At 67.7% G+C, this 24347-nt stretch carries 25 protein-coding genes and 1 pseudogene; 16 read left to right on the top strand and 10 right to left on the bottom strand.

The annotated features are described in order from the left end of the window. Window positions 1–3: 3 nt before the first annotated feature. Genes rimM through rpsP form a run of 3 tightly spaced genes read right to left on the bottom strand, consistent with a single transcriptional unit; the run spans window position 4 to window position 1198 of the window. The gene (gene rimM, locus FM112_RS13205; RefSeq protein ID WP_087008357.1) at window positions 4–555 is read right to left on the bottom strand and encodes a ribosome maturation factor RimM; all 552 of its coding nucleotides are present in this window, start codon (window positions 553–555) and stop codon (window positions 4–6) included. A 2-nt stretch (window positions 556–557) separates the two neighbouring features. Next, window positions 558–788 carry an RNA-binding protein gene (locus FM112_RS13200; protein ID WP_087008355.1) on the bottom strand — a complete coding sequence of 77 codons (231 nt, stop codon included), beginning with the start codon at window positions 786–788 and terminating at the stop codon, window positions 558–560. A gap of 2 nt (window positions 789–790) precedes the next feature. After that, the gene (rpsP, locus tag FM112_RS13195; protein WP_087008353.1) at window positions 791–1198 is read right to left on the bottom strand and encodes a 30S ribosomal protein S16; all 408 of its coding nucleotides are present in this window, start codon (window positions 1196–1198) and stop codon (window positions 791–793) included. Window positions 1199–1392: 194 nt separating this feature from the next. Between rpsP and FM112_RS13190 the strand changes: the two genes are divergently transcribed. From FM112_RS13190 to FM112_RS13160, 7 genes are all read left to right on the top strand, one after another. Continuing rightward, entirely contained in the window at window positions 1393–2484 is a 1092-nt protein-coding gene (locus FM112_RS13190) for a YbdK family carboxylate-amine ligase (RefSeq protein WP_087008351.1), read from the top strand. 39 nt (window positions 2485–2523) lie between these two features. Beyond that, entirely contained in the window at window positions 2524–3141 is a 618-nt protein-coding gene (locus tag FM112_RS13185) for a hypothetical protein (protein WP_087008349.1), read from the top strand. Window positions 3142–3313: 172 nt separating this feature from the next. Next, window positions 3314–3661 carry a 50S ribosomal protein L19 gene (gene rplS, locus FM112_RS13180; protein WP_087008347.1) on the top strand — a complete coding sequence of 116 codons (348 nt, stop codon included), beginning with the start codon at window positions 3314–3316 and terminating at the stop codon, window positions 3659–3661. Between the two features lie 99 nt (window positions 3662–3760). Continuing rightward, window positions 3761–4573, top strand: a complete 813-nt coding sequence (lepB, locus tag FM112_RS13175) for a signal peptidase I (RefSeq protein ID WP_254910500.1) — start codon at window positions 3761–3763, stop codon at window positions 4571–4573. Window positions 4574–4575: 2 nt separating this feature from the next. Next, entirely contained in the window at window positions 4576–5235 is a 660-nt protein-coding gene (locus FM112_RS13170; protein ID WP_087008345.1) for a ribonuclease HII, read from the top strand. 55 nt (window positions 5236–5290) lie between these two features. Next, a complete protein-coding gene (locus tag FM112_RS13165; RefSeq protein WP_087008343.1) occupies window positions 5291–5614 on the top strand; it encodes a DUF2469 family protein in 324 nt (107 codons plus the stop codon). A gap of 178 nt (window positions 5615–5792) precedes the next feature. Next, window positions 5793–7328 carry a GMC family oxidoreductase gene (locus tag FM112_RS13160; RefSeq protein ID WP_087008341.1) on the top strand — a complete coding sequence of 512 codons (1536 nt, stop codon included), beginning with the start codon at window positions 5793–5795 and terminating at the stop codon, window positions 7326–7328. On the opposite strand, the gene FM112_RS13155 is transcribed toward FM112_RS13160, so the two are convergent. Continuing rightward, complete coding sequence (locus FM112_RS13155; protein ID WP_087008339.1) at window positions 7325–8989, bottom strand: thiamine pyrophosphate-binding protein; 1665 nt, start codon at window positions 8987–8989, stop codon at window positions 7325–7327. The two genes, FM112_RS13160 and FM112_RS13155, sit on opposite strands and share 4 nt — an antisense overlap. Before the next feature lie 223 nt (window positions 8990–9212). Here FM112_RS13155 and FM112_RS13150 point away from each other — a divergent pair, with 223 nt between their 5' ends. Both FM112_RS13150 and FM112_RS13145 read left to right on the top strand, forming a co-directional pair. Then, window positions 9213–9575, top strand: a complete 363-nt coding sequence (locus FM112_RS13150) for a YraN family protein (RefSeq protein ID WP_087008337.1) — start codon at window positions 9213–9215, stop codon at window positions 9573–9575. Then, window positions 9572–10291: a magnesium chelatase domain-containing protein gene (locus tag FM112_RS13145; RefSeq protein ID WP_176386829.1), complete on the top strand. Its 720-nt coding sequence runs from the start codon at window positions 9572–9574 to the stop codon at window positions 10289–10291. Before FM112_RS13150 ends, FM112_RS13145 begins: the two co-directional genes overlap by 4 nt. Here FM112_RS13145 and FM112_RS13140 read toward each other — a convergent pair. The 4 genes from FM112_RS13140 to FM112_RS13125 all read right to left on the bottom strand — a co-directional run bounded on the left by FM112_RS13140 (window position 10288) and on the right by FM112_RS13125 (window position 15309). Continuing rightward, window positions 10288–11961, bottom strand: a complete 1674-nt coding sequence (locus FM112_RS13140) for a UvrD-helicase domain-containing protein (RefSeq protein ID WP_087008332.1) — start codon at window positions 11959–11961, stop codon at window positions 10288–10290. The genes FM112_RS13145 and FM112_RS13140 overlap by 4 nt on opposite strands. Next, window positions 11958–13496 (bottom strand): ATP-dependent endonuclease, encoded by a 1539-nt coding sequence (locus FM112_RS13135; protein WP_217874570.1) that lies wholly within the window; start codon window positions 13494–13496, stop codon window positions 11958–11960. The genes FM112_RS13140 and FM112_RS13135 overlap by 4 nt, the downstream gene beginning before the upstream one ends. A gap of 166 nt (window positions 13497–13662) precedes the next feature. Further along, on the bottom strand, window positions 13663–13842 hold the full coding sequence (locus FM112_RS13130; RefSeq protein WP_087008329.1) for a hypothetical protein: 180 nt from the start codon (window positions 13840–13842) through the stop codon (window positions 13663–13665). 573 nt (window positions 13843–14415) lie between these two features. Further along, entirely contained in the window at window positions 14416–15309 is an 894-nt protein-coding gene (locus FM112_RS13125) for a hypothetical protein (protein ID WP_140400691.1), read from the bottom strand. A gap of 28 nt (window positions 15310–15337) precedes the next feature. Between FM112_RS13125 and FM112_RS17715 the strand changes: the two genes are divergently transcribed. Together FM112_RS17715 and FM112_RS13115 are read left to right on the top strand one after the other, a co-directional pair. Next, on the top strand, window positions 15338–15721 hold the full coding sequence (locus FM112_RS17715) for a helix-turn-helix transcriptional regulator (protein ID WP_087008325.1): 384 nt from the start codon (window positions 15338–15340) through the stop codon (window positions 15719–15721). Between the two features lie 123 nt (window positions 15722–15844). Beyond that, on the top strand, window positions 15845–16327 hold the full coding sequence (locus FM112_RS13115; RefSeq protein ID WP_087008323.1) for a hypothetical protein: 483 nt from the start codon (window positions 15845–15847) through the stop codon (window positions 16325–16327). A 55-nt stretch (window positions 16328–16382) separates the two neighbouring features. Here the strand turns inward: FM112_RS13115 and FM112_RS16940 are convergent, their stop codons facing one another. Together FM112_RS16940 and mobF are read right to left on the bottom strand one after the other, a co-directional pair. Further along, a complete protein-coding gene (locus FM112_RS16940) occupies window positions 16383–17075 on the bottom strand; it encodes a J domain-containing protein (protein WP_140400690.1) in 693 nt (230 codons plus the stop codon). A gap of 15 nt (window positions 17076–17090) precedes the next feature. Further along, window positions 17091–20726, bottom strand: a complete 3636-nt coding sequence (gene mobF, locus FM112_RS13105) for a MobF family relaxase (RefSeq protein ID WP_176386828.1) — start codon at window positions 20724–20726, stop codon at window positions 17091–17093. Window positions 20727–21144: 418 nt separating this feature from the next. Here mobF and FM112_RS16935 point away from each other — a divergent pair, with 418 nt between their 5' ends. From FM112_RS16935 to FM112_RS13085, 5 genes and pseudogenes are all read left to right on the top strand, one after another. Continuing rightward, window positions 21145–21354 carry a hypothetical protein gene (locus tag FM112_RS16935; RefSeq protein WP_140400689.1) on the top strand — a complete coding sequence of 70 codons (210 nt, stop codon included), beginning with the start codon at window positions 21145–21147 and terminating at the stop codon, window positions 21352–21354. Beyond that, a complete protein-coding gene (locus FM112_RS13100) occupies window positions 21351–21677 on the top strand; it encodes a hypothetical protein (protein ID WP_087008316.1) in 327 nt (108 codons plus the stop codon). The genes FM112_RS16935 and FM112_RS13100 overlap by 4 nt, the downstream gene beginning before the upstream one ends. Next, a complete protein-coding gene (locus tag FM112_RS13095; protein WP_087008314.1) occupies window positions 21664–23451 on the top strand; it encodes a type IV secretory system conjugative DNA transfer family protein in 1788 nt (595 codons plus the stop codon). Before FM112_RS13100 ends, FM112_RS13095 begins: the two co-directional genes overlap by 14 nt. A gap of 61 nt (window positions 23452–23512) precedes the next feature. Then, on the top strand, window positions 23513–23773 hold the full coding sequence (locus FM112_RS13090; protein WP_087008312.1) for a hypothetical protein: 261 nt from the start codon (window positions 23513–23515) through the stop codon (window positions 23771–23773). Window positions 23774–23904: 131 nt separating this feature from the next. After that, window positions 23905–24347, top strand: a pseudogene (locus FM112_RS13085) (IS1380 family transposase); the annotation flags it as partial.

The following is a 24347-nucleotide window of genomic DNA, read 5'->3' as shown; positions in this document are numbered from 1 at the left end:
GGCTCACTCGCCCTCGCCGTCGAACAGACCGCCCGGAGGCGTGACGGTGACCGTCTTGGCCTCGAGGTCGACCCCGGGAACGATCGCCTTCACGAATGGCACCATGACGGTGCCGGACTTCGGGGTCTCGACTTCGAGGAGGTCCTGCGAGGGGAAGTGGTTGACCCGCGCGACGCGGCCGACGACCTCGCCGTCGACGACGACCGAGAGGTCGACCAGCTGATGGTCGTACCAGGTATCGGGGTCGAGCTCCTCGGCCTCGTCCTGGTCGACCCAGAGGATGGCCTTGACGAGCGTCTCCGCGGCGGTGCGGTCGGCGACGCCCTCGAAGAATGCGACGGGGGATTCGTTGTACCAGCGCAGTTCGCGCAGGACGATGCTGCGGCCGTGCCACGGCGAAGTGGAGGGAACCTGCAGCGAGAAGGAGGCTCCGGGCACGAAGCGCTTATCGGGCTCATCGGTGTACAGCTCGAGCTTGAGGGCGCCCTTGAGGCCGTGGGCCTTGGAGAGGCGGCCGACCCGGAGCTGCGTGATGCCGCGGTTCTTGCCGGCCAATGTCAGCGGTCCGCCACGTCGACGCGCACGCGGCGGCCTTCGGCGAGGGCCGCGATGACGGTGCGGAGGGCTTTCGCGGTGCGGCCCTGACGGCCGATCACGCGGCCCAGGTCCTCGGAGTGCACATGCACTTCGAGGACCTGGCCGCGCGAGGAGGCGTGCGCGTCCACGCGGACATCATCGGGTCGATCGACAATGCCGCGGACGAGATGTTCCAGCGCGGACGCGAGCATGACTAGGCCTCGGTCTCCTCGGCGGCCGGCTCTTCGGCCGGCGCCTGCTCGGCCTTGGGGGCCGACTTGGGACGGAGCACGGGCTTCTTCGCCGCGTCCGCGACGAACTCGGCCTTGGGCTCGGGCTGCTTGACGCGGGACTCGGTCTCGCCCTCACCCTTGAACTTGCCCCAGTCGCCCGTGAGCTTGAGGAGGGCGAGCACGGCCTCGGTCGGCTGCGCGCCGACGGAGAGCCAGTACTGCGCGCGCTCCGAGTCGATCTCGATGAACGAGGGCTCGGTGGTGGGCTGGTACTTGCCGATCTCTTCGATGACGCGGCCGTTGCGCTTCGAGCGCTCGTCGGCGACCACGACGCGGTAGAACGGAGCCCGGATCTTACCCAGGCGCTTCAGACGGATCTTGACAGACACGTGTCTCCTGCAGGTTAAACGTTGTGAACAAAGTGAAGAACAACGACCGGGGAGTTGTGGGGCAATCCCGGTCAGGGCTCGTGATGGGCTGCACGCGCGGGTAGAGGGTCGCTGGCGCAGACTCAGCTCTCCATTCTTACAGAAAAACCGAGAAGTGGGGAGTTCTTCCGTCGCCGTCCCTCTACGATGGTCGCATGGACTTTGCCCCTACGGAGCGAACGACCCTCGGTATCGAGTGGGAGCTCGCACTCGTCGACCCCGCCAGCGGTGATCTCACCGGCAGGGCGAACGAGGTGATCGACTCCGTCGGTGTGAAGCGATGCGTCGGCGAGTTCCTCACGAACACGGTCGAGCTCGTGACCTCCGTGCACAGGGACGTGCCCGGGGCCATCGCGGATCTCCGGGATCTCCGGGGCAAGTTCCAGCGGGCCGCGAGCAAGGCGGGCGTCGCCGCTATCGGTTCGGGCACGCACCCCTTCGCCGACTGGCGCCTGCAGACCGTGACGCCGGCCGACCGCTACATGCGCGTGGCCGAGCGCTCGCGCGACTGGGGCCGGCAGCTGTCGATCTGGGGCGTGCACGTGCACGTGGGCGTGCCGGACCGAGAGGCGGTCGTGCCCGTCATGGGGGCCATCAACGCCAATGTCGCCTGGCTGCTCGCGCTCTCGGCGTCCAGCCCCTTCTGGGAGGGGCAGGACACGGGCTTCGCCTCGCACCGCACCATGCTCTTCCAGCAGCTGCCCACCGGAGGGCTCCCGCCGAGCCTCGAGGACTGGTCCGACTACGTGCGCACCGTTGAGGGCATGCTCGCCGGCGGGGTGATCCTCGACCCGCTCGAGCTGCGCTGGGACGTCCGGCCGGCGCCCCACTTCGGCACCGTCGAGGTGCGCATCGCCGACGGGGGCCCCTCGCTCTTCGACGTCGCCGCCGGCGCCGCCTTCACCCAGTGCGTGGTGGAGGAGGCGCTGCGCGCGCTGGACACCGGGCGGGCGCCCTTCCTGCTGCCCGAGTGGGCGGTGCGCGAGAACAAGTTCCGCGCGGCGCGCTGGGGGTTCAGCACGAAGTTCATCACGGGCGCCGACGGCCGCCAGGAGAGCGGCCGGGAGTCGCTGGCCCGGCGCATCGACGAGCTGCAGCCCGTCGCCCGCGACCTCGGGTGCGAGGCTGAGCTCGTGTCGGCGCTCGCCATCGTCGACAACAATTCCGCCGACCGTCAGCGCGCCGCGATGCGCACGGGCGGGCCGATCGGCGTCGTCGATTCGCTGCGCGCGGAATTCCTCCGCTAGTCGGCGAGATTCGCAGGCGCGTCGACTAGCGTTTTTCGCATGCCGAACCCGTTCCAGCGCATCCTCTACGCCTCGCTCATCCCCGCGCCCTTCGTGCTGGGGATGTGGACGGTGCTGGCGTGGATCGTCTTCCAGCGCTCGGTGCCCGGGTTCCTCTCCCTCTTCCTCACCATCCCCGCCTCGTTCATCCAGCTCGCGATTCTCGGCGTCCTGCTGTGGCTCCGCGAGAGCATCCGGATGAAGAAGGCCTTCACCACCGAGGACGTCGCCTGGTACCTCGGCACGTTCGGGCTCTGGGCGGTCGGGGCCGCGCTGCCGGACCCGATCGGCGGGCTGGTGCAGCTCGCCGGGTTCGCGGCGGGCATCCTGGCGATGGGGCGCATCGGCAGGCGCTCGCGCGAGGAGGCCGTCGCGAACATGACGGCGCGCGCGGACTACCTGCGGCAGCACCTCGACGGGCAGGCGCCCGGGCCGTGGCCCGACGCCTCGGGGCCCGGCGCGGGGCGGGTGATCACCGTGGAGACGGGCGAGCGGTGGGAGGACACCGGCTCGAGCGCGCGCGGGGACGTCGAGGCCGTCGACGGCGAGATCGTGGACGAGCGGGACGACGACGGGCCGGATCCCGACGAGTGGGAGGCCCGTCCGCGCTCGGGCTAGCCGTCCCGTCGCCGGATGCCCGCGGTTCGGACTGGTGCTCCGCGCCGGAATCGGGCTAAGATGATCGCTTGTGCCGCGACGTGACTCTGCCACAGGGGACACTCCGCCGCGGATGACACGACTTTCTCAGCAAGCCTCCGACCTGTGGCGGGGCAGAGGGTGATTACTCATCATGACCAACATCATCGACCAGATCAACGCCGAGTCGCTCCGCGAGGTGCCCGAGTTCCGTCCCGGCGACACCGTCAAGGTGCACGTGAACATCACCGAGGGCAACCGCTCGCGAGTCCAGGTCTTCCAGGGCGTCGTCATCGCGCGTCAGGGCGCGGGCGTGGCCGAGACCTTCATCGTCCGCAAGGTGAGCTTCCAGGTCGGCGTCGAGCGCACGTTCCCGGTGCACTCGCCGATCATCGAGAAGATCGAGGTCGTCTCGCGCGGCGTCGTCCGCCGCGCCAAGCTGTACTACCTGCGCGACCTGCGCGGCAAGGCCGCGAAGATCCGCGAGAAGCGCGAGAACTAGTCTCGATTCGGTAACAAGCCGACCCCCGCGCCCATGGCGCGGGGGTCGGCTTTTTCTTCGCTCTAGACTCGTGCGGTACCCATCTTTTGAGGAGCCCGGTTGTCAGACGCCGAATACCCGGATGACGATGCGCTGATCGTCACGGTCATCCGCCACTCGCACGGCGCGCGTCATCGTGTCCGGGAGGGCCTCGCCGTGAACGCGGAGGGCGAGGCCGTCCCCCGCAGCTCCTTCGGGCTCTTCCTGCGCGACATCGTCGTGATCGCCGTGCTCGCCCTCGTGATCTCGATGGTCGTGAAGACCTTTCTCCTGCGGCCCTTCTACATCCCGTCCGCGTCGATGCACGACACGCTCATCGAGGAGGACCGCGTGCTCGTGAACCTGCTCGTGCCGGGGCTCGTCGAGGTGAACCGCGGCGACGTGGTCGTGTTCGAGGATCCGGGCGGGTGGCTGCCGCAGACCCCCGCGGTCGACAAGCCGCCGGTGCAGGCGATCGTCGACGGCTTCCTCGAGACGGTCGGGCTCAAGCCCGAGGAGACGAACAACCACCTCATCAAGCGCGTGATCGGGCTGCCGGGCGACCACGTGGTCTGCTGCAACGCCTACGGCCAGCTGGTCATCAACGAGGTCGCTGTGCAGGAGCCGTACCTGCAGCTCTCGGGCAACTCGGCGGCCTCCGGCACCGAGTTCGACGTCGTGGTGCCGGACGACGCGCTGTGGGTGATGGGCGACAACCGCTACAACTCGCAGGACTCCCGCGCGCATCAGGATGCGCCGACGGGCGGATTCGTGCCGTACGAGAACCTCGTCGGCCGGGCGTTCCTCATCAACTGGCCCTTCGACCGCCTGCAGTTCCTCGGCAACTACCCCGAGGTGTTCGCCGACGTGCCCGGACGCGAGCCCGAGGGCTAGCGGTGGCCGTCGCGGATCCCACGCTCGACGTCGAGCGGGCGCTCCTCGCCGATGCCGGCACGGTGATCGGCATCGACGAGGTCGGGCGCGGGGCGCTCGCCGGCCCGGTCGCGGTCGGCGTGTGCGCTGTGCGCGCCGCCGAGCTCGAGCATCCCTTCCCCGAGGGGCTGCGGGACTCGAAGCTGCTGAGCGAGAAGCGGCGGAACCTGCTGGCGCCGGCGAGCGCCGAGTGGGCCCGGGCCAGTGCGGTCGGGTGGTCGAGCGCCGCCGAGATCGACGAGTTCGGCATCGGCGCGTGCCTGGCCACCGCCGCGATCAGGGCGCTCGAGGCGCTGTGGCGGGAGGGGGTGCCGGTGGGCGAGTCGGCGATCCTGCTCGACGGCTCGCACGACTGGCTCACGCCGGGGCTCGAATCGCCGCTCTCGGTGACGGTGCGGCCCAAGGCCGACCGCGACTGCGCGACGGTCGCGGCGGCGAGCGTCATCGCCAAGGTGGCGCGGGACACCCGCATGCTCGAGCTCGAGGCCGGCGACGAGGCCCTGGGCGTGTACGGGTGGGGCTCGAACAAGGGGTACGGATCGCCGGCGCACCGCGCCGCGATCGTCGCGCACGGCCCGTCGCGGGAGCACCGGCGCAGCTGGCTGGCGAAGATCCTCGCCTGAGCCTGAGCGAACGCGGGTCGCCAACCGGCGGTGCGGAGGCCTAGACTGGAGCGCTATGGATAACGAAGCCTTCGACGACTACGAGCGCGGGCTCGAACTCTCGCTGTTCCAGGAGTACCGGGACGTCTCGTCGCAGTTCAAGTACGTGGTGGAGACCGAGCGCCGGTTCTACCTCGCGAACGATGTCAAGCTCGAGCGCCGCGATGCGGCGAACGACTTCTACTTCGAGCTGACGATGCGCGACGTGTGGGTCTGGGACATCTACCGCTCCGACCGCTTCGTGAAGCAGGTGCGCGTGCTCACGTTCAAGGACGTCAACGTCGAGGAGCTCAACGCGCACGATTTCGAGCTGCCCAAGGAGCTCTCGATCGACGACTGAGCCGGGACGGGTTCGGCGGCGCGGCGGGGATGCGTTCCTCGCCGCAGTTGTCTGTGCGTGAACAGCACTGGCCGATTCGCGCGCCCTGCGGGCCGCGCCCCTGGTCCGCGCGGCGGCAGTTCATAGACTCGGATGCACGCGTCGCCAACGGGGGCGGGCGCAGCATGAAGGAGAGCATATGTCGCACTACATCGTCGTGGGAGCGGGTTCGGCCGGATCCGTCGTCACTCGTCGCCTGCTGGACGCGGGCCACCGGGTCACTCTGCTCGAGGCGGGAGGGTCGGACGTGAACCCGGCCATCCAGGACATCGGCCGTCTCGGCGAGCTCTGGCACAGCAAGGACGACTGGGCCTACTACACCACCCCGCAGGAGGGGGCCGCCGGGCGGCGGCTGCACTGGCCGCGCGGGCGGGTCCTCGGCGGCTCGCACTCGCTCAACGCCAGCATCTGGGTGCGGGGAGCGCACGGCGACTACGACCGCTGGGAGCGCGAGGGCGCCGAGGGATGGAGCTGGGCGGAGGTGGCGCCGGTGTTCAAGCGCATCGAGCGCACCGAGGTCGGCGATGACGAGCTGCGCGGCCGCGACGGCCTGCTCGACGTCTCCGTCGACGGCTACGCCCACAACCCCGTCTTCGAATCGATGCACGAGGCGGCGGTCGCCGCCGGGGTGCCGGCGAACCCGGACTACAACGGCGAGCGCATCGAGGGCGTCGGCTGGGAGCAGCTCACCGTGCGCGACGGCGAGCGGTTCAGCTCCTACCGCGCCTATGTCGAGCCCGTGCTCGGCGACGAGCGCCTCGAGCTGCGGACCGGCGTATGGGTCACGAGCCTCCTCATCGAGGGCGGCCGCGTGATCGGCGTCGAGGCGGAGGTCGGCGGCGGCGTCGAGCGGCTCATGGCCGACGAGGTCATCCTCTCGGCCGGCGCGCTCGACTCGCCGCGCATCCTGCTGCTGAGCGGGGTGGGGCCGCGCGAGCACCTCGAGGAGCTGGGCATCGAGGTGCGGCACGAGCTGCCGGGCGTGGGCGAGAACCTGCACGACCACGTCCTGGCGCCCGTCATCGCGCAGACCACGGCGCGCGACCTCCCCGAGCGGCAGGTCAACGAGCCGGTGTCGCAGATGCACCACTTCACCACCTTCCGGGAGGGCAGCGACGTGCCGGACACGCAGCCGATCTACTTCTCGGTGCCGATGGTGAGCGAGACGCAGGAGCCGGGGCCGAACATGTTCACGCTCCACGCGGGGCTCGTCCGCCCGACCTCGCGCGGCACGTTCCGCCTCGCGTCGGCCGACCCGCACGACAGGGCGCTGCTGGACCCGCAGACGCTGAGCACCGACGAGGACATCGAGAGCCTCGTCGCCTCCGTGAAGGAGTGCCGCGAGATCGTGCGGCAGGCGCCGCTCGCCGAGGAATGGGGCGCCGTCGAGGTGTACCCGGGCGAGGACGTGCAGACGGACGAGGAGATCGCCGAGTACGCGCGGCAGAACTGCGTGACCTACCACCACCAGGTCGGGACCTGCCGGATGGGCGCCGACGAGCTCGCGGTGGTCGACCCGCGCACGCTCGAGGTGCACGGCCTGCCGGGCGTGCGCGTGATCGACGCCTCCGTCATGCCCTCCGTGACGAGCGGCAACACGAACGCGCCCTCGGTGATGATCGGCGAGCGGGGCGCAGAGTTCATCCTGCGCGATGCGGAGGCGCGGCGCGGCTAGCGGCCGGCGGCCTGGCGCTGCAGATTGGCCATGATCTCGAGCTGATACGGCGCGATGATCGATCCGGAGATCCGGCAGTCGAGCAGCCAGGCCCCGGGCTCCCCGCTCCGGGCCCACTCCGCCCACTCCTCGAGATCCGCGTGGGAGCGCACGACGACGCCGTGCGCTCCCACCGCCTCGCCGAAGCGCGCGAAGTCGTTCTGCTCGATGCGCATGGGCCGCTCGTCGAGCCCCAGCGCGCCGTACTGGGTGACCTCGGCGGTGTACGCCGCGTCGTTGAAGACGACGATCGTGGCGCGGTCGGCCGCACGAACCGTCGAGTCGAGGTCCGCGAGCGCCATGAGCCCGCCGCCGTCGCCCGTCACGACGGCGAGCATCGCGCCGCGCTCGTTCGCCGCGAGCGCCGCGCCGGGCGCGGAGGAGAACCCGAGCCCGATCGATTGGAACTGCGTGCCGACCAGGGTGATGGAGTCCGGCCCCGGCACGTCGAAATAGGTGTTGGCCCAGCCGATGAAGTGCCCGCCGTCCGAGACGATGAGCCGCTGCTCGGGCAGGGATTCGTCGAGGACGCGGGCGAGGGCCCGCGGGTCGAGCAGGCCGTCGGCCGCGAGCTCCGAGCCCCGTTCGCGGTCGGACTGCGCCCCCGCCACCTCCTGCGGGTCGAGCCCGGACCAGGTCGTGGCGGGCGCTGAGCCCTGCGCGGCGCGCATCGAGGCGAGGATCGCGTCGGCCGCGAGCGCGGCGTCCGCGCGCAGGAAGCGGGTGACCTGCGGATGGGTGGGGGCGTCGAGCAGGTCCACCTGGATGATGGCGGCCTCGGGCGGGAAGAGCCGTCCGAAGCCCATCGTGAACTGGTTGAGGCCGGCGCCGACCGCGAGCACGACGTCGGCGCGACCGAGGTAGGCGGCGGTGCGCTCGGAGGAGAAGCCGCCGCAGACGCCCGCGTCGAGCGGTCGGCCGGCGAACATGCCGCGGGCCGGGGCCGTGGCGACCGTGATGGCGCCGAGCCGATCGGCCAGGTCGGCGAGGGTCTCGCGCGCCTCGAGCGCGCCGCGCCCGGCGAGGATGACCGGGCGCCGGGCCTCCCGCAGCAGCGCTGCCGCAGTCTCGACCTGCTCCCGGTCGGGGGCGGGTGGGGCCGGCCTCGAGATCGGGAACCCGCCCTCCGGCTCCGGGGTCCGCGCGGCGGGGAGATCGTAGGGGATGGCGAGCACGACCGGTCCACGCCGCCGCCATGCGAGCTCGACGGCGGAGGCGGTGTCGCGGCCGGGGGAGTCGGCGGTCACCACGACGGTGGGCGCGCCGCAGGCCTCGGCCACGACGACCTGATCGATGTCCCAGGGGCGGGGGCCGGTGGTCGGCGCGTCGCCGACCACGAGCACGAGCGGGGTGCGCGACATCGCGGCCTCGGCGAGGCTCGTGACCGCGTTCGTGAATCCCGCGCCGTACGTGGCGGTGGCCACGGCGAGCCGGCGCGTGGTGCGGTGGTACGCGTCGGCCGACGCGACGGTCGCCGCCTCGTGCCGCACCGGGGTGAATCGCAGGTCGGTGAGTCGGTACATCGCGTCGATGAGGTAGGCGTTGCCGTTGCCCATGAGGCCGAACACCTCTTCGGCATGCGCTGCGAGCACGGTGGCGATGCGTTCGGCGACGGTGGTCATGAGGGCTCCGTTCCTGCGGTGAAGGCGCCGCGGTGGGCGGGCGCCGTATCGACGGTAGTGGATCGCGGCGCCGTTCTCCGCCTCGGGACACGCCTGGCGGCGTGCATCCGGCCGGTGGATGCGCGCCCCTGCACAGCGCCGCCCTCCCGGCCCGCGCGCCGGCCGGCACTCCGGCACCCTGGTCGCCGGGGCCCGGCATCCGGCCGGTCCGGAAGGAGCGGAGATGCGCAATCACGTCGAACTCGGCCGTCGCGGCGAGGATCTCGCGGCGGAGTACCTGGAGGCATCCGGCTACGAGATCCTCGACCGGAACTGGCATTGCCGATGGGGCGAGATCGATCTCGTCGCGGCTCGGGACGGAGCGCTCGTCTGCGTCGAGGTGAAGACGCGCAGCTCGGTGCTGGCGGGGCATCCCCTCGACGCGATCACCGACGAGAAGCTCCAGCGGATGCGGCGCGTGGCGGGGGCGTGGCGGCGCGGCCATCCCGATGCGCGGGGCCGCCTGCAGCTCGACGTCATCGCCATCCTCATCCGGCCGGACGGGCTCGTCGACTTCTCGCACCTGCAAGCGATCGGGCTGCAGTGACGGCCCGCACGTGCCGGGCGTGGGCGATCGCGCTCGAGGGGCTCGGCGGGCACCCCGTCGAGGTCGAGACCCACGTGGCGGAGGGGCTGCCGCGGTTCGTGCTCATCGGGCTCCCGGACGCCTCGCTCGGCGAGGCGGTGGACCGCATCCGCGCCGCGCTGAACTCCACGGGGCACGCGCTGCCGGCGAGGCGGGTGACGACGAACATGTCGCCCGCCTCGCTGCGCAAGCACGGCTCGGGGTTCGACCTCGCGATCGCCGCGTCGATCCTCGCCGCGACCGGGCTCATCCACGGCGGCGGCCCGGAGGGCAGCGCGCACATCGGCGAGCTCGCCCTCAACGGCGCGGTGCGCTCCGTGCGCGGCGTGCTGCCGGCGGTGCTCGCGGCGCGGAACGCCGGATTCGAGAGGGTGCTGGTCCCGGCCGAATGCCGTGCCGAGGCGGAGCTCGTGACGGGCATCGAGGTGGTGCCCATCGCGACACTGCGGTCGCTCGCGCTGCACTACGGAGCCGACCCGGACCTCCTGTCGGAGGCCGAGGAGGATGCGCCGCCGCAGCGGACCGCGCCGTCGCAGGCCGAGGCGTCCACGGCGGGGCAGGCGCCTCCCGATCTGCGGGATGTGATCGGCCAGGAGGACGCGATCCGCGCGCTCGCGGTCGCCGCGGCGGGCGGGCATCACCTGTACTTCATCGGCCCGCCGGGCGTAGTCACTTAAGTGATTACGTGGTGCGTCGGAGCTTCGAGCATGAGGAGATGGGCTTCGATCTCTTCCGCCGAGGTGCACCGTGTCTGGATGTCTGACCACCAGCGGCTCTGGTTCGCGGCATAGGGTCCGTAGCGCCCCTCATTCATCCGCGACCTGGTCACGACCAACCCGTGTCGGGCGCGCGAGAGCATGACCAGCAGCACTCGCTGCTCTTCAAGGAGAGAGTCGCCCTCGCTGCTCCTCTTGTCAGGCAGGTGACCAGCTTCAAGTCCGACGACGAAAACCCAGTCGAACTGCTGGCCCTTGCCGGTGTGCGCGTTGAGCAGGTGGACGCCAGGGCCTACTGCTGCTTTGGGATCGGCGGTCCTGATCGCCTTCACTGCCGCCCTGGCCGTGCCCGCATCGCGCCGGCCAAGTGCGTCGAACGCGTCGTCGATCAACTCGCGTGCGTCGACGTCTGCTGGATCCACGGAGTCCAGAACGGCGAGCCGCGCCTCAGCCAGCGTGGCTCCGCGCGGCAGCCTCGCCACAGTGGCCTTGATGAGCGCCACGACCTCGGGATCGTGAACCGCAAGGTCCCAACGGCGGACCGGATACGGCATCTCGCGATCGAACACGCCATGGATCGCAGAGTTTCGCCACTTGCTCCGAATGATGATGCCGACAGATGCCTCGGGCGCTTTCTCCAAGATGGACCCGACCAGACGAAGCAGTGTGTCGGCCTCTGCGTCACGGTCCTGGAACACGAGGGCCCCAGAGCAACCTCCGTCGGGCCATTCGTCTGGCCGTGCGGCGACCAACGCGGACCCAGGATCTACGAGCTCGCTGATGGAGTTGACTGTTTCGAGGACCTTCGGCGAGGAGCGGTAGGACTCATGGAGTCTGATCGGCTCGCCACAGGTGCGCCGAAGCTCAGCCTCGACCTCGGTGGGTGCTGCTCCAGCCCACGAGAAGATGCCCTGGAGGGGGTCCCCAGCGAAGGTCCGCCTGTTCGTGCAGCTCAGCATGGCCAGGTCGAGTTGTTGCGATGAGAGGTCCTGGAACTCGTCGACGAGCACCGCGCCGAAGTGCGCCTGGTAGAGACGGGCGACAGCTGGGATGCGAAGCAGACGCTGCGCATGGCGGAGGAGGTCCTCATAGTGCAGCTGGTTCGCCGATTGGCGCGACCGCTCAACCTTCTCGGCGAGCACCACAGCTTGGCCCCGGTCCCGCCTTTGTAGTGCTTCCAGCACCTCAGCATCCGAGAGCGGGCCGCGCTTGACTTCGGCCAAGACTTTCTCCGCGGCGTACATCTCCTCGCCGCCTCCCGCGGCTTCCATCGCGCGCCGCATCGTGCGCGTCTTCGGCAGCTCGAGCGTCTCCATTGTCAGGCCGATGGTTCTGCCGTGAGCAAGGATGACCTGTGTAGCGAAGCCGTGGAGGTTGCGGACGACGACCTGACGTCGAGTCCGCGCGTTCCCGAGTACTGAACGCAGGCGCTCCTCCATGTTCGCGCGGGCACGCTTGGTGAATGTCAGGGCGAGCACGCGCTGGTTCGGCTCGAGAAGCTGGAGCTGGTGAGCAGCCCGATGTGCCAGAACCTCGGTCTTGCCGCAGCCGGGCGGGGCGATGATGAGCAGGTGGTCATTCGCGGAGGTGGCGGCCGCAAGTTGCTCCGCACTGAGCTCGAACGCCGTCACTGCTGGCTCAAGTCGTCCAGCACACGCAGGAGGCGTGCCACGCTTCCGATTTCCTCGGCAGTCTCCGCATTCAGAACGTCAGCGATGCAGGTTGCCGCCTCGACCTTTCCCTTGTCTCGGCAAAATACGGCTACCGCTTCAGGAGTGATCGCATCGACAGAGTCACACTCAGCCGACATCAGGATTCCTTGTTCACGGCAGAATCCACCATCGATGAGCGCTTTCGCCGCGGAGGGGCCGCCGAGCGCTCGTGTGTACTCGTCCTCGAGATCAGCGTCGGATATGAAGATCTTCTTGTCGATGATGTGCTTAGGCTTGCCCTTGAACGCGCCGATCCACTTGCCGCTCTCCTTCTCGTCCACCAGGCCGAGCAGAGTCGGGCCGAAGCCGTCGGGCCCCAGCAGCGGGAAGACGTTCGTGAACTTGTCGGCCCCGTCGAGCTCCACGACGACCGCGCCGAGCCGGTCGAGATCGATGCCGAGTTCCTTGGCCACCGCCTCGACGATGATCCGGTCGGCGTTGCCCTCGACCAGGACAACGAACCTAGCGGTCAGCGCTTCTAAGAGACGCGGCGACCACCAATGGGCTCGCACTTTCTCGACCTTCGAGAGCTTCGTGTCGCTGATCTGCCAACACTTTCCGTGTCGATCCACCGCGATGACCTCCGAAGGCTCGAACCGGTGGAGCACGTATGGCGAGTGCGTGACGATGATCTTCTGGTTCCCTTCACCGCTCAAGAGGTCCGCTGCCGTCCTCTGGCTGGTGGGATGAAGGTGGATCTCCGGCTCATCGATCGCGAGGACGTTGGCTGTTCCCTCCGCCAGGTCGAAGAGCGTCATCGACATGAGCTGCCGCACACCGTCCGACTGCTCCGTCAGGGAGACCTGTCCGTCATCGCGGTTGAGGAAGATCGACACGTCCTGGAGCACGTCGCTAGATGGGTCCGTGACGCTTCTGACCGAGAAGTCATCCTTCTCGACGACGCGTGGCATCGCGCGGCTCAGATGACCAGCGACACGGCCCAAGAGCTCTCCAACGGATTCGTTGCCCGCCAGTTCTTCATTGAACTGGTCGAGGATCGTCTTCAAGCTGTCCTCGTTGGTGCCGAGGTCCGCGGCTGCCAGGAGAGTCCGGACGGGGCTGCGTGAACCTTCCATCATCGAGGCTCCTCGGGTCGCCTTCAGATAGCGCCAACCAAAGGCCTCGAGTTGCTCTCGGCTGGGCGCTCGTTCGTGGCCGCTCTCGGGAAACCATCGACGAATCGTCACGGACTCTTCGTCCTCGGGGTCCGCCTCCACCGCCATCTGCACCCAGAGGTACTCACTCGTGAGGTCCTCAGCGATGCTGATCTCGGAGGGGAAGCATCGACGGTTCTCGTCCGTGAATTCCGTCCACATGGCGTTGACGACGAGCTGTTGCTCAGTGTCCCTCAGGTCGCCAGGAGTCAGCGCTTGGTAGACGCCGGCGGTGCTCGTTCCTAGAAGCAGGTTCAGCATCCGCAGGATCGAAGACTTGCCGACGTCGTTCGCGCCCACGATGACTGCGTGCCGACGGATGTCGAGGCCAAGATCCTGGATCCGACTGTGATTGGAGATGGCGATTTTGGAGAGACGCAAAGTCAATTCCCTTCAGCTCTGGATCGAGCCTCTGCCTCGATCGACACTCTTCTACTCATCCTGAAGTATGCGTGACGTTCACGGTTCAGTATCCGCTGACGCGCTGTGCGCCGACCCCCGGATGGTGCAGATCCCGGAGTACACGAAGGACGTCGTAGACGGCTCGCTCGGCCTCGACGGCGTCGCGGATGAACTGAGGCTCATTCTCCTCGGCGATGAAGGCACGGAGCTCTTCGTCCGATTTCTTGACTCGACGCTTCCACATCTCGGGCACACGACACTGGTGGTCTGCATCCGCCCGAACGCCAGGGCGCGTCGCCAGCGGAGACCGCGCCATGCGATCCGATGTCGGACCCTCCAAGTGTCGACTCTTAAATGACTAGATGAGAAGCAGGTCGGAACGGTGTTCGCGGGTAACGAATCGGTAACGACTTTGGGTGATTTGGCCTAGAGTCCCCGTTTGGTCGTCGATCTGGATTCCGACCGGCACGGGGAACGCATGACTCCCGACTCCCCGGCCATCCAGACCCTCCTCGCTCGCCCTGTCTCCGCTCATGTAGTGCGGGCAGCAAGCAGTCACCTAGCCCGCACTGTGGCGACTCGTCCTCTTCGAGGGCAAGGGAGCCAGCGAAGCGCTCCCGCGGCAGCCCCGTTCGCTGGTGTGATGCGATCAGATGACAACCGTTTTCACTCGAAGGGGAATGAGCGAGGTTGCGCCGGATCTCTCGGCAGTTGATCGTTTGAGGGCGGGCGGAGCCGATGTGACTCGACGTCGAAGGCCGCCGGGGAGAGCCTCCCCGGCGGCCTTCGATGTCCCGCAATGAGTGCCTGCGCGCCCCTACCCCTGCTGATAGCCGACGTACGGAAGCAGCACCAGGCCGCTGTCGCTGGTTACGCCAGTCGGAGCGGGCATGTCGAGACGCTCCTCCTCGCCTGTGTCCGTAATCAGATAGAAGCGGTCGCCCTCGTCGGCCTCGTAGCGGATACCGTCCGAAGCGCGGACAACCTGCTTGCCTCCGTTCAGGCCTTCCACCTCCGCGAACCCGTATGCCTGGAGGGCCTCCTCCTCGTAATCAGAGGAATGGCCGCTGCTCAAGAGCTCAAGCCCCGCCGGGGTGAGTTTGGTTGACATTCGACAATCGACAGGCGCATCTCCCTGAGTGCCGCCCCCGTTTTCCGTGGAAACAATTTCCCCCTTCTGCGTGGCGACGTTCACCCGCACGATTGACGATTCGCACTCCTCTGGTGAGGACGCACTGCCATACACCTGGAGGTAGACGGTGTCGGGCTCGCTTGGGGAGGCGGTCACGTCGCGCATCTCGAAATCCCGGTCTCCGACGATGGGCTCGATGTCGACGTCCCACGGCTCGACACCGCCGTCAGTTTCGAGCTGATCGAGGATCGGATAGACCGTCAGGGATCGCTCCGAGTTCTCCGAGAAGCCGACAGCCCAGCTCCAATCAGGCGCGAAATCCGCTAGCTCGTCCCCAGCGCCATCGCCGGCCAACGGCAGGTTCTCTACGGCGTACGCCCCTGCCTCCGCGTCGTACACCGACGCGGACATGTCGGAGAGCACCAAGATCGAGCTGTCGGCGGGCTCCCACGGTGCTGCCGATTGGGTAGGCGCTGGGTCTACCTCAGGACCGCCTGCGTCGCCGCCGTCGCTGCACCCTGCCAGCGCTAGCGCAAGCACGGCCACTGCGCCCACCCCTGCCGTGTAGTTCTTTGCCATCGCAGTCCTTTCGATTGTTCGTTGCAGCATGCAGACAACAGCACGCTATCAAACTGGACTGGTGCGAGTGGACTCACTTGCATGGACGGCCGACGACGCGCGCCGCTTGGGAAGCAGTATTAAGCGCCTCAGAGAAGCGCGCGGACTGACGCAAGAGCAGGTTGCGTACACCGCTGGCCTCACCCGCGCGCATTACGCGCTGATTGAGACCGGGCAGTCGTCGTCCAGGCGAGCGGGTACGCACGCGAACCCGAAACTTTCCACGGTGGCCGCCATCGCTGCGGTGCTCGACATACCCATGACCGAACTGTATGACTTTGGTGCTGAGCCCCACTCGCAAGCAGCACAGACGGCCCGCACGATCCTAGATCCTGGTCCACACCCCATCGAAGGCGGCAGCCCTTCCCGATGAGGCCTTTCGACGGAGGCCGTGAGAGCGACCCTCGGGCGTGTCCACACCTCGACCCCGAGAGCGCAGCGCAGTCTGTCATGACACGATCAATAGAAAACCGTTCTCAACCAGGGAGGAAACACGATGGCCGACGACGCTCGGGTAACTATCCTCGGGGTGGCAGACGACGGGTCTGCGGCGCTGTACTACTACGGGGCCACGCGCACCGGTTCCGATGTCTCGCTCACGCCCCAGGGCTCCGACGAGCATCCCACCACGGAGAGCGCGCGGGCGGTGATCGACAGGGCGCGCGATGCTGTGAGCGATTACACCGCTGGCCCTGACCTCTCGCAGCTCGCGGCCACCGACGCCGACCGCTACCGGCAGACAGAAGCGAAGCTGCTCGCTGCGGCGAAGAAGGACACGCCGATCCCGGGAGGGCTCAACGCTCTGCTCATGGTGGCCCCGTTCCTCGAATCGGAGACCCAGGGCGCTGCCGTCCTGGAACCGGATGATGCATCGGGGCTTTTCGTAGACGAGCGCATCAGTGGGTTCGGCGTGGATGCGGCATCACTGCCCTCGTTGCCCAGCGGTACGGCTCCCAACCTCATTCTGATCTCGACGTGAAGGTGTGAGAAGGGGGCCACGAATCTGGGTTCGTGGCCCCCTTCTCTTGCCCGGTCTACCTGGTCACCAGGCGGTACAGCGGCCAGACGACGAGGACGATGAGGAGTATCGCCTCCTCGATGAAGTTCAGGCGATGGCTTACTTCTGAGAACGACGAGTAGAGGATGACTGCGAGGGCGAGTACGGCGCGGGCGGGCCGGTCCGCGCGTCTGCCCAGGAACCAGACCCCAACCAGGCCGACCGCCGCGTGCAGCAGGATCGCCAGCGGCCCCATCGCTAGGGAAGCGTCTCCCCACTTTGTGGGTTCCAGTGCGCCATCCCAGGCGTGTAGGAAGCGAGCGACCGCGCCTGCGACGATGAGCGCTCCGCCGATGGAGAGGAACCAGCGGAGTGGGTGTACTACGCGCTCGGTTGATCGCGCTGCCGGGGTCGTGGGCGTCGCCGCGGTAGTGCGGCGCTCGTCCCGTCCCGGCGTGGGTGAGCACTGCGCGGGCTCCGAATGGGGTGGTGCCGGGGGCGTCTCTGGCTGCGGGCTGGCCTGGCTGGGTGTGCCGGTGCCGCCCGCGAGTAGGAGGTCACGAGCGGCGTTCACGCGCACGGCCTCGGTGGCGCGTCGCGCGGCGTCGTCGCCGTCTGTGGCGAGGTCGGGGTGAGTCGCCTGGATGCGCGCGCGGTAGGCGCGTTTGACCTCGTCCGGGGTCGCTGCGGGCGCCAGGCCAAGGGTGTTGAGCGCTTCTACAAGCGTCACGGGGGTCTCCCTTTCTCAGGCGGCGCGCCCGCGCCCGAGCCCGCGGCGGCGTGACTGTACGCGGTCGCGCTCCTGGGCGAGCTGCTGCGTCTGGCGACGCTGTGCGATCTGGCGGTCTCGGGCATCGTCACGGGCATGGCGCTGGTCACGCTCACGCATGCGCAGGGCCATCTCGTCCTGCTGCTCGCGTGGCAGGCTCGGGTGGCGCTTGGCCACCCATTCCCGCTCTGCATCGGAGACCGGCTGAGAGACCACGCGGACCGGCTCGGCGGTGTTGCTGCGGTGCATTGCAGTGGCCAACGACTCTGCTGCCTCGGTCTCGTCGGCTCCGCCGACCACGAGAATCCGGTTCTCCTGACGCCCACGGCTGACCGACGGATAGACCATGTGCCGGTCCACATGCGGGGACTTCGCGTCATGGATGTACAGTGCCCGGTCCACGGTTGCCCCCTGCGCCTTGTGGCTGGTGCTGCTGTAGGCGAGGGAGAGCTTTCCCTCGTTAAGGTCCTTCCGGGTCATCGACGTCTTGAACGTTCGTCCGCGCTCGTCGGTCATCTGCACGGTGACGCCACCACGCGCACTCACGGCGACTACCTCGCCAGTCATGCCGTTGCGTAGGCCACGGCGGGTGTCGTTCTGCCGCACCATGACCGGCTCACCCTTCTGCGCCTGCTGGGTCTGGCCCTCGCCCAGGTCGAGCGTCGCGGTCTTCGCATCGGCTCGCATCGCCTTGTCGTCCGGGTCCGCGATGCGCCGTTCCTGGATGCGCTGTGCCACCTGCACCTGCTGGGCGCGAGTCGCGGTGAGCACGAGGGTGTCCTGGTCGCCGCGGCGGCTCATGTACCAGTCGGCTGCCTGTTCTGCGGCGAGGTCCATATCGGCGCGCTTGTCGGAGGCTTCCGCACGACCGTCTGCGATAGCGCGGGACACGTCTTCGTCACCGATGTGGCCCACACGCCCCTGTGCCCGGTAGGTGTCCACCAGTGCTCGGGCCGCATCGTGGGTCTCGGCGGTGTCGGTGTAGTCGAGCCCGCGCATCGAGAGCTGGGCTTCGCGCTCCCATTCCTGCCGTGCCCGGCGCGTCTCAGCGAGCTGCACGGGCTGCACCTCGTCCAGCAGGGCGCGGTATGCGCCTGAACGTCCGATACCGCCGAGTTGCGCGGTGTCACCCACCATGACGAGTTGGACGTTGCGGTGCTCGCGGGCATAGTCCAGTAGACGCCCGAGGTGCTGGTTGTTCGTCATCGCGGCTTCGTCCACGATGATGACCTGCGGCCTGTCGTGGTCGATCTTGACCACGGTTTCGGGCTGCTCGGCTGCCTCCGCGATGAGTTGCGTGCGCCATTGGTGCAGCTCCGAGCGATCTCCGATGTCTGTCCACCGGGCGAGCTTGTCCATCTGCTCGACGTGAGAACGGGTCTGCTGGGTGAGCTTTGCATCGGCCTTCGTCGGCAGGGACTCGACCCAACGCGCCATCTCGCGCTCTGCCTTCTCACGCTGCCGGTCGGTCTTGGCTTCGCGCTGGTGCATGCGGATCGTGTGATAGTCGTCGGCCTGCTCAGCGGTGAGGCCCTGCCCCCAGTAGCCCGACTCGAAAACTCCCTTGGAATGGTGGGGGTTGTCTTCGTCGGCGGCGCGCATCGTCGCCTTCTGGAAACTCATGGCGCGATCCGCGCCGATTTCAGCGGCAAGATCGGCGGCGGTGTCTGTCTGCGTGGACAGGACCGTGACCTGCGCCCCCGCCCCATGGGCCAGCTCCGCAATCGTCTCCGCGACGCGGCTCTTGCCGCCGCCGGCGGGGCCGTCGCAGGTGATGAGTCGCTGCCCGGTGAGATACGCGCCCACGAGCTGTTCCTGGTCCTCCGAGACCCTATGTGAGTTCACAACCGTGGCGGCGGCCCTCAGATTCGTTTCTCTGATCGCGGGCACGGTGTCGTCCGCGAGCTGCTGCCCGGTCGCCACGATGTGCTGCTGCTCCTGCACGATCTCGGAAGTCGTGAACCTCCGCGTTTTCTCCGCCCAGCGGTCGCCTACCCGCTCGGCTTCCTCGCGCTCCTGCATCAGGACCGCGCCACGGGTGAGGTAGTCGTCCACGGTCTCGGCAATCTCGGATGTACTCACACCTGTCGGGGCCAGATGAAGGGCGGCCGCGTGCGCTTCCTTAGTGGAGAACGCTGCGGCATCCTTCGTGAGGTGCTCGGCCAGTTCGGCGGTGAACCGGGCCTGCTCGACCTCGCCCCACTCGGCCACAGGAGCGTGCTGTGCCTGCTGTGTGGCGGCCTGTGCTCCGCCGAGCAGGCGTGCCCCGTCCGGGGTGGTCGGGTCTGCTGCCCAGCGCTCGCGTGCGACGTGCTCGGGCTCCTCCGCCTTCGAGACGCGGGTGTCCAGTGCAGCGGCTTGCGGAGTGGTCCCCGAATCCAGCCATTGCCCGTAGACCTCGGCGCGGCGCGTCTCGGCGTCGGTGAGGGCCTCGCCTGCCTCGAGGGCCTGGTGCGACTCCTTGAACAGGTGGCGGGCACTGCCCATGACCTGTTCCAGGCGTTCCTTCTCCTGCGTGCGCTCGGTGATCGTCTCGTTGATCGCGTTACGGCGTGAGCTGTAGCGCTCGATGAGTTGCGGGGCGATGCCGGGGACCACGGTGCGCTGTCCCTTCTCGTCCAGCTCCAGGCCCACGCCGACCTCTTGGCGCAGGTTCGCGTCTAGGGCTCGCAGGTAGCTCGCGTTGATCGCGGCAGACGCTCCATGCCACGCCTGGGAGTCCATGGTGGTGCGGCGTCCGTCCTCGTTGCTGACAACGTAGGCGGAGACGAGGGTGTGGGTGTGGAGCTGAGGGTCGCCTGCCCGAGATGTCATCTCGGTGATCTGCGCCGCTTCGGTCAGCTCGGCCGCCTGATGGACCACGCCGTCCTTACCGCGCCGGGCCACGACCGCCCCGTTTTCCTGCGCCCAGTCCAACGCTTGCGCGGCAGCCTCCTGATGCGCTCGGATGACGGCCTCGGCGGTCCGATCATCGCAGAACGCGGCCAGCAGCGAGACGCCCTTGGGAGCGCTCAGCGTCGTGTCGAAAGCGGTCACGGCATTCTCGTTCCGCTCCGGTGCTGCCCACACCTGCCGGGCGTAGTCGGCAGCATCGCCGGTTAGCTCTGCGCCGGTCTCGGGGTGCAGTCCCGCACGCATCGAGGCGAGAACGTTGGGTGTTATCTCGCCCGTGTACCCGGCGAGCTTCGCGGCCTTCTTGATCTCCTGCGGTGCTGGGTCTCCTAGGTTCTGCCCTGCCTCGTCCGCGCCCAAGAACAGCGCCTCCAACTGCGTCCCGGTGATCGCTTCTCCGGCACGGTCGCCGCGAATCCAAACACGTCGCCCGTCCGGGTCGGCGTCGTCCGCGGCGTAGTAGGCGGTGGCCCCGGCGACGCGATCCGAGGCGATAGCGGCACGCTCCTTCACCTCCGCTCTGTCCGGGTCTCTGCCATCGTGCATAGCTTCCTCGCGGGCCACTTGGATGCGTGCGAGCATCATCAGCTCGTCCGCGGACTTGTCCGCGTGTTCGGGGTCCATCGCGAGGTCAGCGACTCTCTCCGACGCCTTGTTCGCGTAGTAGTCGGCCAAGGCCTTCGCCTGGCCCGCCTTGATGGTTGCAATTGATGCGGCCACTGCCGTCCTCCTCAAATCGTCCCTCCTGGCACCGTGCCGAGGAGTTGTGTGGACGTATGAGGACCGTGTGCGCGAACGCTGGCCGTGCAAGCCGCCGCAGGCGGATGCCAGCGTGTGTAGAGAAAAAGAGGGGCTAGAGGAGGAATGGGGCTGAGAGCCAGGAGACGAGAGAAATGGGCCGTATCTGACTGGTGGAGGGCAAAGAGGAGGGACCTGAATCGAAGCGTGACTAAGGAGGGGTTGTGTAGTCATACAGCGCTCTAACGGTCTGGGGAGTCATCGGCACGGTGCAGATGACGAAAGACCAACCGAAGGAGTCATCATCATCTCCACGACTAGGACCCTGAGCGTCCATCCCCAGACTCGACGGGCTGCGCAGATCGCAGCCGCGCGAGCATCACAACGTCTGCACCTCTCGGTGGGTGATGCGCTGGACACGCTGGCGCAGACTCGCCCCGAGCTGACCGCCATCCCGCCACTGGATTCGCGACGGGTGACCATCGTCGCGACTGCTTCACCAGACACCTGGACACAGCTCGACGCCCTGCGCGCCACGCAGACGCTCACCTGGGACCACCTGGTGCGCGCCGCACTCGACCTGCACAAAGCAGGAGGTGACGCACGATGAAGAAGCCCTGGCGCTACATCTGGTGGGCCGTGATCGCAGCCGCAGTCTTCGCCGCGGGCGACGAGCTGTACGCAGCCGTCCGGTTCGGTGCTCCCATTGACTGGTCCCTGATGCGTCTAGCAGGCATCGTGATCGTCGCCCAGTGCGTCATCTACGCCGTAAAGCACCCCGGCAAGGCGCGCAAGCTCAGCGCGAAGATGGCCGGCCTCATCTGTCGCGGCGTACGCGTCGTGTTCGCCGGGCTCTCGTTGCTAGCGAGCAAGGCCCATGCCGCCGTAACGAAGCGCACCGCCGACAAGGAGGTGCTCGATGAGTTGGACTGATCTTCTTCTGTGGCTCCTCACTGGCACTGTCCTCCTCTGCATCGGTGTTGTGATCGCGTGGTGGACGCATCGGCGACGTATCGCAGCACGCGAGGCTAAGCGGGCGCAGCACACGGTGAGCGGATCGCGCGATATGCTCGGCCAGCGTGAAATCGCCGTGCGCCAGATGACGCGCGAGGACCGCATCGTGTTCGGTTGCCTCGTGGATGTCGCCAGTGAGCCGGTGATGACGGATCGCCTCGTCATGGACGACACCGATGCGCCTGTCGAAGTGCTGGGCGCGCCCGGCTCGGGCAAGAGCATCGCGGCACTGTCTCCGGCCATCGTGCGCCATCGAGGCCCCGCGCTCGTATCCACCACCAAGACAGACCTAGCACGCGGCACCATCGGGGCACGTGCGATTACCACGGCGCCCGTCATTTTCGACCCGGCTGCGGATCTGGCAAAGTCACCGGCGCTGCGAGATCAGGTACGCGTGTGGACGCCGATCACCGAGGGCGTCACATGGGCGCGCGCTCAGCGTACCTCTCACGCGATGCTCACCGCGGTTAAGGGCGCCGAGCAGGGTGGTCAGCAGGCGTTCTTCGTCACCCACTCGACCATTGTTGTCGCGGCGCTGCTCGTCTATCTCCGCGCGCGTCCCGGCAGCAGCCTGCTCGACCTCATCAAGCAGGTGAAGAAACTCGGCGGCAACAATAGCGGTGCTGACGATGGACCGGACGCCTGGGACAGTCTGCTGCACGACCTCGAAGCGGAGCAGGCCAACTACGCTGACGCTGCTGAGCTGGGCGAGGACGCGGCTGTGACGATGAGCGCCGCCCTGGAGCAGGCGCAGTTGGCGTTGGGTCTGACAGCCGCTGCGGCGCGAGCGGAGGAGACGCGCGCAGGCATCCTCGGCTCGGTCGCCCAGGTCATCGAGGGCCTGATCCTCGCCGGTAGCGTCGTCCGCCAGTCCTGGGATGACAAGACTACGCTGCGACTGGACACCATGCCCGAGATGCACACCCTGTATCTGATCTGCCCCACGCCGGACTATCGGCCTCTCACGAACGCTTTGCTGGGCGCGTACGTCGAGGAGCTGCAACGGCGGGCATCGGCCCACGGGGGCGCGCTGCCCGTGCAGCACCTCGTAGTCCTGGATGAGCTGGTGCACTGCACACCGCACCGCGACCTGCAATCGTGGGCGGCCAACCTCGCCCGCTCCGCCCGCGTGAAATTCCTGCTCTGCACCCAGTCGGTCTCCGACCTCATCGGCGTCTACGGGCGCGAGGGCGCGGCCTCCATCCGCAACGCCTGCTCGGGCGGACACGTCCTATTCGCCGCCACGACCGACTCTGAGACCCTGCGTGCGTACAGTGAGCTGGCGGGCAAGCGAGAACTTGTGCAGGAACAGTCCGTGAGCATCTCGGTCACTAAGTCCAACAACTACTCCGGGGCTGTTAAGGGGATGCTGCGTGACGGGTCGAGCACGTCCAAGACCACACAGCGCTCCCGCAACCTCGTGGAAAAGGACGCGGCCACCCCGGCGCGGTTGGCCGCCATGCAGACGTTCCATGCGCTCGTCTGGTTGCCAGGCCGCCCGGATGTGCCCGGCGGCACCGTGCAGGTCCGAGCGACCCCCTTGTTCGAGGACCCGGACCTGATGGCCGCCGCTCAGGGTGACCGCGCCGCTCTGGCTCGCGTCCAGCGCCTACCCGACACGTCCGCCTGGGAGACGGCATCACCGGGGCCCCGTTTGGTCGAGGAAGAGGACGAGTTGGGCGAGGCCGCATAGCGCTCACGGTCAAGGGCACCGCCTGGGACTCAGGCGGTGCCCTACCCGAGGAGAACACCCGATGCCCACCACAGAACTCGCACCCGTTGACACCGCCATCTATCACGCTGCCGATCAAGCGTACGACGCACTGCGTGCCGCATCCCTGCGCGTGCCCGGACTCATCACCGCTGCTATCGAGCGCGGGGACCGGACGGCCACTGCGGACCTGGCGAAGCGCCTACGGGACATCGAGAAGTCGGCTGCACGACTGCGCGAAATGCTGTACCCGACCGCGGTTGTGTCCGATCCGCTGCCCAGCACAGTGGAGGAGTGGGCGTAGCCCCTCCTTAGCCTGGATCCACCGATAAATTTGGTGTGAGTTCGGCGGTTTAACTGAAGAAGTGCCTTTTGACCTGGAATAATAGTAGTTGTTCACGCCACTATTTCTAGGATCAGAAAGGCACCTCTGAGATGCTATTCAATCACAGTGCTGCTGGTATTGCCTATTCGTTTGATGAACCGAATCTCGTGTCGTCGGCTGGGCTTGCTCCCGTGTTGCGGTTGGCGCAGTCTGCGGGGCTGAAACGTTTAGCTGATGAGTGGATCACGGTGGCTAATACTGGGGCCGATAAGGGTGCGAATCCAGGGACGAAGATCACGTCGCTGGTCGCTGGGATGGCTGCTGGTGCCGACAGCATCGATGACATGGATCTGCTGCGGCATGGTGGGATGAAATCATTGTTCCATCGGGTGTATGCGCCCTCAACACTGGGCTCACACCTGCGCGAATACACGCATGGGCATGTGAAACAATTAGCCGCAGTCGCTTCCAGGTTTCTGACCAACCTGAGTGACCACACGGACTTGTTGCCGGTCAGGTCACCGGATGGCACCGGTGGTGACATGGTCTTTGT

The organism is Gulosibacter sp. 10 (assembly GCF_900163695.1).
Lineage (GTDB): Bacteria > Actinomycetota > Actinomycetes > Actinomycetales > Microbacteriaceae > Gulosibacter.
Note: the sequence above shows the minus strand (reverse complement) of the source record. Positions and strands in the feature narration are given on the sequence as shown.

What these genes read in the sequence shown, in the direction of transcription:
- FM112_RS13200 (WP_087008355.1), bottom strand. Translation starts at nt 788, where the DNA reads ATGCTCGCGTCCGCGCTGGAACATCTCGTCCGCGGCATTGTCGATCGA.
- FM112_RS13190 (WP_087008351.1), top strand. Translation starts at nt 1,393, where the DNA reads ATGGACTTTGCCCCTACGGAGCGAACGACCCTCGGTATCGAGTGGGAG.
- FM112_RS13185 (WP_087008349.1), top strand. Translation starts at nt 2,524, where the DNA reads ATGCCGAACCCGTTCCAGCGCATCCTCTACGCCTCGCTCATCCCCGCG.
- rplS (WP_087008347.1), top strand. Translation starts at nt 3,314, where the DNA reads ATGACCAACATCATCGACCAGATCAACGCCGAGTCGCTCCGCGAGGTG.
- FM112_RS13165 (WP_087008343.1), top strand. Translation starts at nt 5,291, where the DNA reads ATGGATAACGAAGCCTTCGACGACTACGAGCGCGGGCTCGAACTCTCG.
- FM112_RS13160 (WP_087008341.1), top strand. Translation starts at nt 5,793, where the DNA reads ATGTCGCACTACATCGTCGTGGGAGCGGGTTCGGCCGGATCCGTCGTC.
- FM112_RS13155 (WP_087008339.1), bottom strand. Translation starts at nt 8,989, where the DNA reads ATGACCACCGTCGCCGAACGCATCGCCACCGTGCTCGCAGCGCATGCC.
- FM112_RS13150 (WP_087008337.1), top strand. Translation starts at nt 9,213, where the DNA reads ATGCGCAATCACGTCGAACTCGGCCGTCGCGGCGAGGATCTCGCGGCG.
- FM112_RS13130 (WP_087008329.1), bottom strand. Translation starts at nt 13,842, where the DNA reads ATGTGGAAGCGTCGAGTCAAGAAATCGGACGAAGAGCTCCGTGCCTTC.
- FM112_RS13125 (WP_140400691.1), bottom strand. Translation starts at nt 15,309, where the DNA reads ATGGCAAAGAACTACACGGCAGGGGTGGGCGCAGTGGCCGTGCTTGCG.
- FM112_RS17715 (WP_087008325.1), top strand. Translation starts at nt 15,338, where the DNA reads ATGCAGACAACAGCACGCTATCAAACTGGACTGGTGCGAGTGGACTCA.
- FM112_RS13115 (WP_087008323.1), top strand. Translation starts at nt 15,845, where the DNA reads ATGGCCGACGACGCTCGGGTAACTATCCTCGGGGTGGCAGACGACGGG.
- FM112_RS13100 (WP_087008316.1), top strand. Translation starts at nt 21,351, where the DNA reads ATGAAGAAGCCCTGGCGCTACATCTGGTGGGCCGTGATCGCAGCCGCA.
- FM112_RS13095 (WP_087008314.1), top strand. Translation starts at nt 21,664, where the DNA reads ATGAGTTGGACTGATCTTCTTCTGTGGCTCCTCACTGGCACTGTCCTC.
- FM112_RS13090 (WP_087008312.1), top strand. Translation starts at nt 23,513, where the DNA reads ATGCCCACCACAGAACTCGCACCCGTTGACACCGCCATCTATCACGCT.